We start from the raw sequence: 13,770 nt of genomic DNA on the forward strand, positions 1-13,770 counted from the left end.
GGTGGACGTCGGTTCGGAAGTGCGGAGCGTGTCGGAATCAGTGAATCCGCGGGGCGGGGAGCAGCAACCCGTCCCGCGACAGCGGCCGCCCCTGTTCACACTGGCCGGAACCCTGGCGCTCAGCGCGGGCGCAGTGGCGGTCGCGGTCTTCTACTCCCCCAACGATTTCCGGGTGCCGCTGGCCATCGGCTCTGCCGTGGCGGCGCTGCTGCTGACCGCCGCCGTCACGGTCGCCGCCCACTACCGGGGCCGGGTACAGGCTGTACGGCAGGAGGCGCTGGCCTACACGGCGCAGGCCGATGCGCATGTGGCCGCGACTGTTTCCGCCGCTCAGGCACGAATCACCGAGTCCGAGGCGAGGATTCACGGCATCCGGGAACAGGTCGGGGCGCAGGCCCGCGCGGCCAAGGAGACCGAGAGCCGGCGCGCCGCCGCCATGGCAGCGTTCGCCGGCGCGGCGGGGCGCATGCAGGCCATGAGCACCAGCATGCTGGCGGAGCTGCGCGAGATGGAACACCGGCACGCCGACCCGAAGGTGCTGGCCGACCTGCTGGAGCTGGACCACCGCACCGCGCAGGCCGGCCGGCTGGCCGACAGCATCGCGGTGCTCAGCGGGGCGCGCTCGGGTCGACGGTGGGCGAAACCCATTGCCATGGAATCGATCCTGCGCGGCGCCATGGGCCGGGTGGCGGGCTACCAGCGCGTGCGCCTGCGTGCGATCACCGAGATCGCCATCGCAGGCCACGCCGCCGAGGGCGTCATGCACGCCCTGGCCGAACTGCTCGACAACGCCTGCAACTTCTCCCCGCCCACCACCGAGGTCCACGTCTACGCCGCCGAGGTCCCCGCCGGTGTGGTCATCACCATCGAGGACTCCGGTCTCGTCATGAGCGAATCAGCCCTCCGGCGAGCCGAATCCGCCGTCTCCGGCCCCCGCGCCGGCTCCGACCTCTCCAGCCTCTCCGGCACCCGCCTCGGCCTGGCCGTGGTCGGTCACCTGGCCCGCAAACACGACCTCACCGTCAGCTACCGCCCCTCCGCCATCGGCGGCACCGCCGTGGTGGTCGTCATCCCCCGCGAACTCACCACCCGCCTGGAACGGCAATCCGGCACCTTCGGCCGCCTCACCCCGGTCACCACCCGACCGCACCCCGGCACTCCGGCGAGGGACGTCCCCACCACGACCGAAACGGCCCCGGCGCCGAAACCCGCCTTCGCCTCCACGGCCCAGGACCTGCTCCCGACCCCGCCCGAAATCGACCAGCACGCAGCGACTTCCAGTGGCCTGCCGAAGCGCCGTCGCGGCAGCACCCTGGCCGCCGTCCACCCGGACGGCCTGTCCGGCCCGGCGCAACCCGAGCCACCACGTGCGCCGTCCGCGTCCTCGGCCATGGCCGCCTTCCAACGCGCCTTCACCACGAACTCGCTCCCCGTCCCCACGACCCCATCGGAGACCGATCGATGACACCGCCCGCCGCACATCTGGGTTGGCTGCTGGAGCAGTTGCTGGCGCGTACGCCGCGGGCGCGGCATGCGCTACTGCTGTCGGGGGACGGGTTGAAGATCTGTCATACGGCCGGGTTGGGGAACGACAGCGCCGATCAACTGGCGGCGATCGCCGCTGGGATCCAGAGTCTTTCGCACGGGGCCTCGGTGGAGTTCGGGGACGGGCGGGGCGGGGTGCGCCAGTCGATGACCGAGTTCTACGGGGGAATCCTGTTCATCGTGGAGGCCGGGGTGGGGGCGCACATCGCGGTGGTCGCCGCGGAGGACGCCGATGCCGGGCTGGTCGGCCACACGATGCGGGAGCTGGTCGAGCAGCTCGGCGAGCATCTGGCCGCCGCCCCGCGAGTGCCGGGGGCGAGCGTGCCGTGACCAGGCCAGACGAGGATCCGGATCGGCTGTACACGCTGACCGGCGGTCGCAGCCAACCGGATTCGGACGCATTCGATCTGGTGACCCTGGTGGTCAGCGAATGCGATCCGGTGCGCGGCATGCAGTCCGAGCATGCCGCCATCCTCGACATGTGCCGCGCGCCGACGGCGGTGGTGGAGATCGCGGCCGAGTTGCGGCTGCCGGTCGGCATCACCGTGGTCCTGCTGTCGGACCTGCTGCACGCGGGCAAGATCACGGTCCGCCATCCGGATCATGCCGCGCGGCAATGGAATTCGCTGCCCGATACCGACATGCTGGAAAAGGTGCTCGTTGGACTCCGTAAGCTCTGACATCCGGTGCGCCGGCACCGAGGACGCGCGTCCGGCCCGCGCCGACGCCCCGCTGCACGCCGATGCCCGGCAGGGCCTGAAGATCGTGATCGTGGGCGGCTTCGGCGTCGGCAAGACCACCATGGTCCGCTCGATCAGCGAGATCCGCCCGCTGGACACCGAGGCCACCATGACCCAGGCCGGCCAGGGCGTCGACGATCCCGCGGGCGTGCCCGGAAAGACCACCACCACGGTGGCTTTCGACTTCGGCCGCATCACCATCGACACCGAGCACGTGCTGTACCTGTTCGGCGCGCCCGGCCAGGAACGCTTCTGGTTCCTGTGGGACCGCCTGTTCGCGGGCGCGCTGGGCGCCATCGTGCTGGTGGATCAGCGGCGGATCGCCGACTCCTGGTACGCCATCGACCGGCTCGAGCACCAGCGCACCCCGTTCATCGTGGCGTGCAACAACTTCGGACCCGGACCGGCCCTGCCCGCGGTACGCGAGGCGCTGGATCTGGACCCGCACATCCCGCTGCTCGACTGCGACGCCCGCGACCGCGACTCCTGCAAGAACGTCCTGATCGCCCTGGTCGAATACCTCTCCCACCCGGAGACCGCGATGTGGAGGAATCCCGCATGACCTCGCCCGCGCCGGGTTCCTGCCCCGTGCCCCACGAGCCCGGCGCGGTGCCGCTGAGCGGCCCGCGCTTCCACACCGACCCGCACTCGCTGTACCGGGAGATGCGCCGCGACCACGGGCCGGTAGCCGCGGTCGAGCTGCCCGGCGGGATTCCGGCCTGGCTGGTGCTGGGGTATCGGGAGATGCACCAGGTCACCAGTTCTCCCGAACTGTTCCCACGCGATGTCAGCCTGTGGAATCAGTGGCCGAACATCCCGCCGGACTGGCCGCTGCTGCCCATGGTCGGCTCACCCATGCCGTCGATCTATTTCACGGCGGGCGCGGAGCATCGGCGGCACCTGGCCATGGTCGAGCCCGCGCTGGAATCGGTGGATCCGTTCGAATTGCGCCGGGTCTGTGAGGGTTTGGCCGATCGGCTGATCGACTCCTTCTGCGGTCGCGGCCAGGCCGATCTGGTGGGCGAGTTCGCCGAACCACTGCCGGTGCTCGTCCTGGCCTGGCTGCTGGGCATTCCCGACGCCGAGGGCCCCGGGCTGGCGCGCGCCATGAAGGTGATGGCCGACGGCGGTGCGGACGCACAGGCGGCGCACCTGCAGTTCATGCAGTACATCCAGCATCTGCTGGCGGTGAAGAAGTCCACCCCCGGCGATGATCTGGTCTCGCGCATGCTGGCCTTCCCGGCGCCGTTCACCGACGAGGAGTACGTCAACGACCTGATGGCCGTGACGGCCGCGGGACACCTGCCGACCGCGGACTGGCTGGTCAATTCGGTGCGCCTGATGCTCACCGACGACCGGTTCGCGGCCGCACTGGGCGGCGGGCGGCGCAGTGTGGATCAGGCGATGAACGAGGTGCTGTGGGAGGACTCCCCCACCTCGATCCTGGCCGGGCGCTGGGCCGCGCGCGATACCCGCCTGGCGGACCGGACGATTCGCGCGGGCGACCTGCTGCTGCTCGGGCTGGCCGCCGCGAACACCGATCCGCATGTGCGCCAGGCGGTCGGCGAGGCCGCCACCCACGCCGGCAACAATGCGCACTTCGCGTTCAGCCACGGCGAGTACCGCTGCCCGTTCCCGGCGCAGCAGATCGCGGAGGTGGTAGCGCGCACCGGCATCGAGGTGCTGCTGGACCGGCTGCCGGACATCGATCTGGCGGTGCCCGCGCAGAACCTGGTGCGGCGGCCGTCGCCGTTCCTGCGCGGAATGACTTCCCTTCCTGTTGTTTTCACCCCTGTTCGTGCTCTCGGAGGTTTCCAGTGAGTTCCCCCTGCCCGCATGCGATTTCGATAGATCCGATGGTGGGTGATCTCGCCGGCGAGACCACCCGCCTGCGCGCCGCCGGGGCGATCACCCGGATCGATCTGCTCGGCGCCCCCGCCTGGACGATCACCGACCACACCATCGCGCGCCAGCTGCTCACCGACACCAGGCTGGTCAAGGACATCAATGCCTGGAAGCTGTGGCGGGACGGCGTCGTCACCCGGCAGTGGCCGCTGATCGGCATGATCGACGCCGGCCGCTCCATGTTCACCGTGGACGGCCCGGAGCACCGCCGCCTGCGCATCAAGACCACCCAGGCGCTGACCCCGCGCCGCCTGGAAGCCTTGCGCCCCACCATCGAACGGCTCACCAAGGAGCTGCTCGACGATCTGGACGAGGCGGGCCACGACGGCGCGGCGGTGGATCTCAAGCAGGTCGTCGCCTATCCGCTGCCCATGCGGGTGATCTCCGAGCTCATGGGGGTGCCGCGCGCGGACCACCCGATGCTGCTGGACTGGTACAAGAAGTTCTTCTCCATGGTCACCCCGCAGGACGAGCGGCTGCAGATCATCGCGGACATGGACGTCTACTTCACCGAGATGGTCCTTCGCAAGACCGCCGAGCCCGGCGACGATCTCACCAGCGCGCTCATCCTGGCCGACGAGGGCGGCGAACCGCTCACCGAAGAGGAGGTGGTCGGCAATCTGAAGGCGCTGGTCGCCGCCGGGCACGAGACCACCGTGAGCCTGATCCTGAATGCGGTGCGCGCCTTGCTGACCCGGCCCGAACAGCTGGCCCGGGTGCGCTCGCAGGAGGTGGAGTGGAAGCAGGTCATCGAGGAGACGCTGCGCTGGGACGGCCCGGTCACTCATCTGCTCATGCGCTTCGCCACCGAGGACATCACCGTCGGCGACACCGTGATCGAGCAGGGTGAGGGCGTGGTCATGTCCTACCGTGCCATCGGCCGCGACACCGCGGTCTTCGGCGAGGACGCCGACGATTTCGACATCACCCGGCCGAGCGCGCACCGCAATATCTCCTTCGGATACGGCCCGCACATCTGCCCGGGCGCGGCGCTGGCCCGCCTCGAAGCGGGCATCGCGCTGCCCGCCCTGTTCGACCGGTTCCCGGATCTGCGGCTGGCCACCCCGGTCGAGGAGATCGTCAACCTTCCGGTCATGACCCAGAACGACATCGCCGCCATGCCGATCCATTTGGGCTGAGCCGGGATTCAGTGCGCGGACGGCTGTCCGGGCCGCACGATCACGACTCGGTGATCGCGGCCCGGACGGATCACGGGCGCATGCCGGACTCGGTCCACCTCCTGAAGACGTCCACTTTCTCCGTCGACCAGGCGCCGTCGCAGGGCATGGTGCCGGCGGCCAGCCGGTCGAGGATCTCGGCGGCGTGCTTGGTGACGTCGTCGAGGGACCACAGGTCGAAGATCGAGCTCATGGAGCGCTGATCCTTGTCCCGGAACAGGGGTTTGATGTGGGCGGCGAAGCCCACGGCCGCTTCGGGTCCGGGCAGGGCAGGGCCGGATGATTGGGCGGCGGGCGGATGCGCCACGTACGACGGTTGCCCGGCCGGTCCCCAATCCCAGTCGGGCGCACGGCCTTCGGCGGTGACCGCCCATGCAACGAAAGCGGCGAAGGCGGAACGGAATTCGGGATCGTCCGGGAGTCCGGACTCGCGCGCGGCGCGCAGGATCAGCTGTACCCAGCGCTCCTGCTGCTGCTCGGTCAGGTCGGGCCTGGACCGCGGTTCGTCCGACCCTCGGGGCGCGCCGAATGCGATGGCCAGCCAATCCGCTTCCCGGCGTGCGTGATCGGCGGCAGAATCGCTGAAGGCCGCTGCCAGGACCGCATCGTCGGGGATCAACTGTTCGTAGAGCAGCGCGGTCATCCGCCGCAGTGCCGGATAGCCGCCCGCCCATTCGAACAGCGTCGGCTCCCGGCCGGGTGCGGGCACCGGATCCTGGAAGCCGACATACCAGTGCATGCCGCTGCAGAACGGCTTGTTGCGGGACTGCCCGCACCGGCACAGCGCGTAGTGCTCGGCGGAAGTGCCTGTGGCACGGTCGATATCGCCCCCTTCGGCGCCGGTCAGCGGGATCCCGCCGCGAATCCGGTAGGGCCCGTCCTTGGTCACCTCGACGACCGGCTCGCGGGTGCCGTGCCAATCGGTGACCTCGCGCGCCACGACACCGTCGAAGGCCATGCCGAGCGCACCCGACGGACAGGCGCGCACGACACGCACGATCTCATCCATGCGGGCGCCGTTCGGCGCGACGAAAGGCTCAGCGCCGGTGCGGAATACCGTGGCGAGGCGGTCGGTGCACAGGCCGGAGTGCTGGCAGATGCCGCGGTTGTCGAAGACGGTGACCTGCTCACCGGTATAGGTGTCACGCCGATCCGCCACCCGCGCCGGATCTTTCGCGTCATTGAAGCCGATGCGCGCGTGGCTGCCGTCGCACAGCGGTTTGCGCGCCGACGCGCCGCACCGGCACAGCGCGGCCGTCGGGCCGAGCTCGAGGGGCAGACCGAGGTGATCGACGACGGCCGCGTTGGTGGCCAGGTAAGGGCCGTTCTTCGCTGTTCGGATCGAATGAGGCAGCCCGGACTGCAGTTGCGCGAATTCCGCACGCAACCGGGGTCGTTCGCCGACCGCGGCGACCGCGCAGGCGAGATCCTGGAGCGCGGCGGTGGCCTCGAGGAGCTCGGGCAGGTCGGCCCCGACTCGCAGCCGGGTCGCCGAGAGGGCCAGCACACGCAGCCGCTTCGCCACCTCTGAACCAGGCTCTGGCGCAGGGCTTTTACCCGCACCGACATCAGCCGCGCCGCCGGACGGGCCGAGTCCATGGCGAATCAGCGCCTCCGACAAGGGACGCAGCACGCTGTCGGCCAATCGCGGCAGTACCACCGCCGGAGCGGGCTGCCGACTCAGGGCGTACACGGCGTGGAACAGCTCGGCGAGCTCCCCGCCGCCCCCGATTCCGGCCACTCGACCGGCCAATTCGTCGGCCCGCTGCCGTGCCGCGGCCTGCACGGCGGGATCGATGCCCAGGATTTCGGGCTGCGCGTGGGCGTTCCAGCTCGGGAAGTGCGCAGCGAGCGTGTCCCGGATATCCCCGAATGCCTTGGCCACCGGGACCAACCCGTCCGCCACCGCCCCTGGAATATCGGCGCGAATGGCCTCGGACAGGGCGACCGCCTCGCCGAGGCGTTCGGTCAGCAGCGTCCACGCCGCCTCCCGGTGTGGCATCAAATAGTCGGTCTCGTAGAACAATTCGAAGCTGGGGCCGACGGTGCGGCCGGGGTGGTCCGGGCCGGCGGGCAGGGTGGTGATGAGCTCGCCGAGCGGGCGGATGACGCCGAACATGAGCGAGACCGTGGCGTCGGCGAGGGTTTGCAGCTGGGCGTCGGTCTCCTCGGTGTGCGCGAAGAATCGCTCGAAGATCTGCAGGAGGATCTCGTAGCCGACATTGAACAGGTCGGTGACGCGCGCGGTACCCGGGTCGCTGATCAGCGGGACGGGGATATCGCGTTCGGGCGCACGGACATTGGCTGCCAGCACGGGACGCACCGGGTCGAAGTCCGGGTTCTCACGCAGGCACTGCTCGTACTCGTCGAGAATCTTGACGAATTGGCCGAAGTGGGCGTCGCGCCAGTCGCCGCGCGCGCCCTCGCCCTGTTCGAGAATGGTGTCGATGGCCAGCTTGGCCGAGGCCACATCGGTCACCGCCACCAATTCCGGCCAGCGGAAATGCTTTTCGGTGGCCTGGGCGCGACGGGGTCCGACGAACAGCCAGCGCTCGCCGTACTTCTCGGCCAGATGCTCGATGCCGTGTTCGATGGAGCGGTACAGGTGGCCGACGGTCGCGAAGTCCTGCAGTCGCGGCACGATCTCGCCCTGCTCCATGTGCGCGGCGGCGCGCCCGACCATGGCCATGCCCTCGGCGTCGTCGAGGGCCATGCCCTCCGGGCGTTCCAGGAATATGAAGTGCCGCAGCGCCTGCTCCCCGAACGGCAGCAGCGCCAGCTGCACCCCGGCCGGATAGTGGGCGGCGGGCAGCGGCAGGTTGGGCCGGGTCATGTGGGGCGCCGCGCCGATGGCGGAGAGCAGATTGTGCACCAGCGACAGGTGCAGCATCTCCTGGGTGGCCACGTGCGACACCAGTTTCCGCCAGCGCGTGACCTTCTCGACCTCGGCGGCGCTCAGGCCCTCCGTGGCCGAGGTCTCGAGCGAGAACGCCGCGAACAGGTACTGGCACATGATGCCGTGTTCGAGTTCGGCGGCCTGGCAGAGCATGTAGATGAGCGCTTCGCGGTGTTCGATGACGAACGGCGCCTCCGGGGCCGCCAGTCCGCCGCGGGCGGCGATGGTCCGGGCCAGGGCGCCCCGGCCGGTGAGAGAGGGAGTTTCGGGCGCATTCTCACTCATGCGCATGCCTTTCGGAATCGGCGGGCTCGCCGCGCCGCGCGGCCACGCTGCCGTCGCGCAAGAGCCACTGCCGTCATGACCTCGTCGGCCTCCATCATGGCCCGGAAAACCCAGCGTCGACGAGGGTTTCGCTGCCCGAGAACGCCGGTCCGGCCCCCGCCCCCGGGACGAAACGCGCACGCCGGTGCATTGCGACACGCTCATTTCGGGCGTCGGCCCTGCTACCTTCGAATGCGCCACCTCTAGGCAAGGAGCATGCCATGGGCATCATCACGATGATCATCATCGGCCTCATCGCGGGCGCGATCGCCCGCCTTCTGGTTCCGGGCAAGGAGGACTTCGGCATCATCTGGACCATCGTCCTCGGCATCATCGGTGGTTACGTCGGCGGCACCCTGGGCAGTCTGGTCTTCGCCCCGCACAAGTTCAGCGTCCATCCCCCGGTCCAGCACACCTTCCTCGGCGCCATCATCGGCGCCATCGTGGTGCTGGTCGTCTACAAGTGGATCAGAGCCCGCGTCTGACCTGCCGCACAACCGAATACGACAGAGGGGCGGGGCCGCTGATTCGCGGCCCCGCCCCTCGTGTGTCGACAGTCTTGCGCGTGATGAGGGGTCCGCACAATCCCGCCGCCACGACGCCGTCCCCACGGCGCCCTCAGCCGCAGGTGGTCTACGGCCGAGCCTTTCTACGTATCTACTAAGTAGATACGTAGAAGATAGCAGGCCCTGCCCCGTGGATCAATCGGGTTCGGCGAGAAGGGCGAGGAGGAGTTCGGCTCGGGTTCGGGCGTTGTCGAGGTTGCGGTCCAGGAGGGCGGCGGCGGTGGTGATGCGTTTGCGGAGGGTGTGGCGGTGGATGCCGAGGGTGGCGGCGGCGGATTCCCAGTGGCCGTTGGCCTCGAGGAAGGCTCGGACGGTGGGGATGAGGGCGGTGTGGTGGTGGCGGTCGTGGTCGCGGAGGGGGGTGAGGAGGGTGTGGGCCAGGGTGGTGAGGGCGTCGCGGGTGGCGGGGATGGAGAGCAGTGTCAGAGTGGTGACATCGGTGGGCGGGGAACCGCGTTCGGCGGCCGCGGCGGCCAGGTGGGCGGAGTCGACGGCGGCGCGGAGGTCGCGGACCGGGTGGGGGCCGGACAGGCCGAGTCGGATGAATTTTCGTGCGGTGCCCAGGGTTTCGGGTCGGGCGATGGCGGGAACCGCAGCGTCGGCGGGCAGCACGAGCAGGAGGCGGTTCGAATCCTGATGCAGGAACAGCGGAAGGCCGGCCGCGAGCACGGCGTCGGAGAGGGCTGTGCGCGCGGAGTCGGCGGCCTCCGTCGAATCACAGTCGGCGATCAGGACTCTGATGCGTCCGTGCGCATCGGCCGCATGGTCGAGTTGCTCCCACGCCGGAGCCGGATCGGCGGGCGCGCCCAGCAGCAGGCCCAGCGCCTGAGCGTTGAGCCGATGCTGCGTCTCGTGCAGCCGGGCGGGCTGCTCGAAATCCAGGGCCAGTAGGGAATTGGCGTGGCCGAGCAGGATCTGGTCCACGTGCCCGAGCGGGGTCTCGCTCACCACGACCAGGTCGCCGTGCTGGCGGCGGCCGACGCCGATGCGCTGATGGGTGATCGCGCCGGAGTCGTCGGTGTACACCCCGGCCCCGGCCGGGCCGCGCGACAGCACGGTGCGGACGCGGGCGAGCAGGGCGGGCCCGGGTCGGGCAGGGTGGCAATCGATCACGGTTCCGGCGGGGTCGAGCACCAGCACGGTCGCGCCGAGTGAATTCGCCAGTTCCCGCACCATGGCCCGGCTGCCGGATCGGATGAGTGCCCGGGTCAGGCGCGGCTGCGCGCGGCCGGCGCGCAGCACGGCCGCGTATCGGAGTTCGGCGATGCGGGCCGACACCTGCTTCACGATGGCGGCGAAGGCCGTCGCCAGGGGCACTTCGAACAGGGGGATGCCGATCTCGTCGGCGGCCTCGATCAGTTCCGGCGGCACCTCGTCGTGGGTCAGGCCGATGCCGAAGCCGATGCCCGCGACACCGCACCGATCCAGCCCGCGCACATACTCGGCGCGCCCGGGTCCGTCGGATGGCAGCCGCATGCCGGTGGTGAGCACCAGTTCGCCGCCCGAGAGCCAGCGGAACGGGCTGTCCAGTTCGGTGGTGACGACGAGATCGATCTCGCGGCGCACACCGGCGGCGCCGCCGCGCAACCGGGCCCCGAGGTCGGGCTGGGCCAGGACCCAGCCGATGGAAACGGACATAGGCCGAGTGTACAAATCGTCGATTCCTGCCCGGCGTGTTGTCCAATTCGGCACGGGTGATCGCCGGTGCCGTGGCGCAGACTGATGACCGGTGCCACCGACCCTCGACCGGGAGAATTCCGCATGTCCTCGATCGACTACCGCCTGCCCCAGCGTCGCGACCTCGTCACCGAGCTGCCGGGCCCGCGTTCCCGGGCGCTCACCGCGCGCCGGACGGCGGCGGTGGCGGCCGGGGTCGGGTCGTCGGTGCCCGTCTACGCGGCCGACGCCGACGGCGGGGTCATTCTCGATGTGGACGGGAATTCGCTGATCGATCTGGGCTCGGGCATCGCGGTCACCACGGTCGGCGCGTCCCATCCGGAGGTGGCGGCCGCGGTCGCCGGGCAGGCCGCACGGTTCACCCACACCTGCTTCATGGTCACTCCCTACGAGGACTACATCCGCGTGGCCGAGGAGCTGGCAGCGCTGACGCCCGGCGCCTTCGACAAGCGGACGGTGCTGTTCAACTCGGGCGCGGAGGCGGTGGAGAACGCGGTGAAGGTGGCGCGGCTGGTGACCGGCCGGCCGGCGGTGGTCGCGTTCGATCACGCGTATCACGGCCGCACCAACCTGACCATGGCGCTGACCGCGAAATCCATGCCGTACAAGGCGCATTTCGGCCCGTTCGCACCGGACATCCACCGCATGCCCATGTCCTACCCGTACCGCGACGAGCCGGGGCTGACCGGGGAACAGGCTGCGCGGCGGGCGATTTCGCGGATCGAGGTGCAGATCGGGGCCGATTCGCTGGCCGCGATCGTCATCGAACCGATCCAGGGCGAGGGCGGATTCATCGTGCCCGCCCCGGGATTCCTTGCCACGCTGGCGAACTGGTCCAGCGACCACGGGGTGGTGTTCATCGCCGACGAGGTGCAGACCGGATTCGCCCGCACCGGAGCATGGTTCGCGAGCGAGCACGAGGGCATCGAGCCGGACCTCGTCACCATGGCCAAGGGCATTGCGGGCGGCATGCCGTTGTCGGCCGTCACCGGCCGGGCCGAGCTACTGGACGCGGTGCATCCGGGCGGGCTGGGCGGCACCTACGGCGGCAATCCGGTGGCCTGCGCGGCGGCGCTGGCCAGCATCGAGGTGATGCGGTCGCTGGACCTGCCGGCCCGGGCGCGGGCCATCGAGGCGGCCGCTGTGCCGCGGCTGCGGGAACTGGCCGCCGCGACCGGCGTGATCGGTGACGTACGCGGCCGGGGTGCGATGCTCGCCATCGAACTGGTCCGGCCGGGCACCGACACCCCCGATTCGGATCTCACCAAAGCCATTGCCGCCGAGGCGCTCTCGCGCGGCGTGGTGCTGCTCACCTGCGGCACCTACGGAAACGTCATCCGGCTGCTGCCCCCGCTGGTGATCGGCGACGACCTGCTCGCCGACGGCCTCGGGGTGTTGTCCGAGACGGTGCGGGATCTGACCCGCTGAGTTCGAAATCCCTTGAGTATGAGGAGAACCCGCAATGCGTGAAGTGGCCGAACTGCTGGGGGTCGTCCCGGCCGGACTCTGGATCGGCGGCGAGCAGGTCGCGGCGAGCGACGGCGCGACCTTCCCCGTGCACGATCCGGCGACCGGCGAGGTCCTCGTCGAGGTGGCCGATGCCACCCCCGCCGACGGTGCGCGGGCGCTGGACGCCGCCGTGGCGGCGCAGCCGTCGTGGGCGGCCACCCCGACCCGGGAGCGGGCCGAGATCCTGCGCCGCGCTTGGGAACTGGTGATGGCCCGGCGCGACGACTTCGCACTGCTCATGACCCTGGAAATGGGCAAGCCCCTGGCCGAGGCGCAGGGTGAGGTCGGCTACGGCGGCGAATTCCTGCGCTGGTTCGGCGAGGAGGCGGTGCGCATCAACGGCCGCTATGCGCCCTCACCGTCCGGGACCGGCCGCATCCTGGTCACCAAGCGGCCCGTCGGGCCGACGCTGGCCATCACGCCGTGGAACTTCCCGCTGGCCATGGGCACCCGCAAGATCGCGCCCGCCTTCGCCGCCGGCTGCACCATGGTGGTCAAACCCGCCGCGGAGACGCCGCTGACCATGCTGCTGCTGGGCGCGGTCTTCGCGGAGGCCGGGTTGCCCGCGGGCGTGTTGTCGATCCTGCCGACCTCCCGGGCCGCCCGCCTGACCGATCCGATGTTCCAGGACGACCGCCTGCGCAAGGTGACCTTCACCGGTTCCACCCCGGTCGGCAAAGTCCTGCTCGCGCAATCGGCTTCGCGGGTGCTGCGCACGTCCATGGAGCTGGGCGGCAATGCCCCCTTCGTGGTGTTCGCCGACGCCGACCTGGACGCGGCGGTGGACGGCGCGATGGCCGCCAAGATGCGCAATATCGGCGAGGCGTGCACGGCCGCCAATCGCTTCCATGTCGACAACGCGGTGCGCGCGGAGTTCACCGCCCGGCTGACCGAGCGCATGCGCGGGCTGAAGATCGGGCCCGGCACCCTGGACGGCGTCCAGGTCGGGCCGCTGATCACCGAGAAGCAGCGCAACTCCGTCGCCGAGCTGGTGGCGGACGCCGTCGCCAAGGGCGCGACGGTCGCCACCGGTGGCGCGGCGATGCCCGGACCCGGCTGGTTCTACGAGCCGACCGTGCTCACCGAGGTGCCCGCCGACGCACGCATCCTGCGCGAGGAGGTGTTCGGCCCGGTCGCCGCCATTACCGGATTCGACGGCGAGGCCGCCGGTATCGCCGCCGCGAATGACACCGAATTCGGTTTGGCCGCCTACATTTACACCCGCGACCTGGACCGCGCGCTGCGGGTATCCGAGGCGCTGGAATCGGGGATGGTGGGCGTGAACCGGGGCGTCATCTCCGATGTGGCCGCGCCCTTCGGCGGCGTGAAGCAGTCCGGGCTGGGCCGGGAGGCCGGGGTCGAGGGCATCGAGGAGTACCTGGAGACCAAATACATCGCCCTGCCCTAGCGGAATCCGGCCCCGGCCGTCC

At 70.3% G+C, this 13,770-nt stretch carries 11 protein-coding genes; 9 read left to right on the top strand and 2 right to left on the bottom strand.

The annotated features are described in order from the left end of the window. Window positions 1-28: 28 nt before the first annotated feature. The 6 genes from ACQP1O_RS32945 to ACQP1O_RS32970 all read left to right on the top strand — a co-directional run bounded on the left by ACQP1O_RS32945 (window position 29) and on the right by ACQP1O_RS32970 (window position 5,329). On the top strand, window positions 29-1,465 hold the full coding sequence (locus ACQP1O_RS32945) for a sensor histidine kinase (RefSeq protein WP_433562271.1): 1,437 nt from the start codon (window positions 29-31) through the stop codon (window positions 1,463-1,465). Further along, window positions 1,462-1,875 (top strand): roadblock/LC7 domain-containing protein, encoded by a 414-nt coding sequence (locus tag ACQP1O_RS32950; RefSeq protein ID WP_433562272.1) that lies wholly within the window; start codon window positions 1,462-1,464, stop codon window positions 1,873-1,875. The genes ACQP1O_RS32945 and ACQP1O_RS32950 overlap by 4 nt, the downstream gene beginning before the upstream one ends. Further along, the gene (locus ACQP1O_RS32955; protein WP_364615320.1) at window positions 1,872-2,225 is read left to right on the top strand and encodes a DUF742 domain-containing protein; all 354 of its coding nucleotides are present in this window, start codon (window positions 1,872-1,874) and stop codon (window positions 2,223-2,225) included. The genes ACQP1O_RS32950 and ACQP1O_RS32955 overlap by 4 nt, the downstream gene beginning before the upstream one ends. Before the next feature lie 76 nt (window positions 2,226-2,301). Further along, a complete protein-coding gene (locus ACQP1O_RS32960; protein WP_433567878.1) occupies window positions 2,302-2,847 on the top strand; it encodes a GTP-binding protein in 546 nt (181 codons plus the stop codon). Next, entirely contained in the window at window positions 2,844-4,106 is a 1,263-nt protein-coding gene (locus ACQP1O_RS32965; RefSeq protein WP_433562273.1) for a cytochrome P450, read from the top strand. Before ACQP1O_RS32960 ends, ACQP1O_RS32965 begins: the two co-directional genes overlap by 4 nt. A gap of 35 nt (window positions 4,107-4,141) precedes the next feature. Next, a complete protein-coding gene (locus tag ACQP1O_RS32970; RefSeq protein WP_433562274.1) occupies window positions 4,142-5,329 on the top strand; it encodes a cytochrome P450 family protein in 1,188 nt (395 codons plus the stop codon). 70 nt (window positions 5,330-5,399) lie between these two features. Here the strand turns inward: ACQP1O_RS32970 and ACQP1O_RS32975 are convergent, their stop codons facing one another. Then, window positions 5,400-8,549: a ferritin-like domain-containing protein gene (locus ACQP1O_RS32975; RefSeq protein WP_433562275.1), complete on the bottom strand. Its 3,150-nt coding sequence runs from the start codon at window positions 8,547-8,549 to the stop codon at window positions 5,400-5,402. Window positions 8,550-8,809: 260 nt separating this feature from the next. On the opposite strand from ACQP1O_RS32975, the gene ACQP1O_RS32980 reads away from it, so the two are divergent. After that, entirely contained in the window at window positions 8,810-9,073 is a 264-nt protein-coding gene (locus ACQP1O_RS32980; RefSeq protein WP_433562276.1) for a GlsB/YeaQ/YmgE family stress response membrane protein, read from the top strand. Window positions 9,074-9,289: 216 nt separating this feature from the next. Here the strand turns inward: ACQP1O_RS32980 and ACQP1O_RS32985 are convergent, their stop codons facing one another. Further along, entirely contained in the window at window positions 9,290-10,792 is a 1,503-nt protein-coding gene (locus tag ACQP1O_RS32985) for a PucR family transcriptional regulator (RefSeq protein WP_433562277.1), read from the bottom strand. A gap of 123 nt (window positions 10,793-10,915) precedes the next feature. Between ACQP1O_RS32985 and gabT the strand changes: the two genes are divergently transcribed. Further along, the gene (gene gabT, locus ACQP1O_RS32990; protein ID WP_433562278.1) at window positions 10,916-12,259 is read left to right on the top strand and encodes a 4-aminobutyrate--2-oxoglutarate transaminase; all 1,344 of its coding nucleotides are present in this window, start codon (window positions 10,916-10,918) and stop codon (window positions 12,257-12,259) included. 34 nt (window positions 12,260-12,293) lie between these two features. Beyond that, on the top strand, window positions 12,294-13,748 hold the full coding sequence (locus ACQP1O_RS32995) for an NAD-dependent succinate-semialdehyde dehydrogenase (protein WP_433562279.1): 1,455 nt from the start codon (window positions 12,294-12,296) through the stop codon (window positions 13,746-13,748). Window positions 13,749-13,770: the final 22 nt, after the last annotated feature.

Source organism: Nocardia sp. CA-151230, assembly GCF_050942175.1.
Taxonomy (GTDB): Bacteria; Actinomycetota; Actinomycetes; order Mycobacteriales; family Mycobacteriaceae; genus Nocardia.

Excerpts from the sequence above, each read along its gene's own strand:
- gabT (WP_433562278.1), top strand. The coding sequence starts at position 10,916 with ATGTCCTCGATCGACTACCGCCTGCCCCAGCGTCGCGACCTCGTCACC.
- ACQP1O_RS32985 (WP_433562277.1), bottom strand. The coding sequence starts at position 10,792 with ATGTCCGTTTCCATCGGCTGGGTCCTGGCCCAGCCCGACCTCGGGGCC.
- ACQP1O_RS32975 (WP_433562275.1), bottom strand. The coding sequence starts at position 8,549 with ATGAGTGAGAATGCGCCCGAAACTCCCTCTCTCACCGGCCGGGGCGCC.
- ACQP1O_RS32995 (WP_433562279.1), top strand. The coding sequence starts at position 12,294 with ATGCGTGAAGTGGCCGAACTGCTGGGGGTCGTCCCGGCCGGACTCTGG.
- ACQP1O_RS32965 (WP_433562273.1), top strand. The coding sequence starts at position 2,844 with ATGACCTCGCCCGCGCCGGGTTCCTGCCCCGTGCCCCACGAGCCCGGC.
- ACQP1O_RS32950 (WP_433562272.1), top strand. The coding sequence starts at position 1,462 with ATGACACCGCCCGCCGCACATCTGGGTTGGCTGCTGGAGCAGTTGCTG.
- ACQP1O_RS32970 (WP_433562274.1), top strand. The coding sequence starts at position 4,142 with ATGGTGGGTGATCTCGCCGGCGAGACCACCCGCCTGCGCGCCGCCGGG.
- ACQP1O_RS32980 (WP_433562276.1), top strand. The coding sequence starts at position 8,810 with ATGGGCATCATCACGATGATCATCATCGGCCTCATCGCGGGCGCGATC.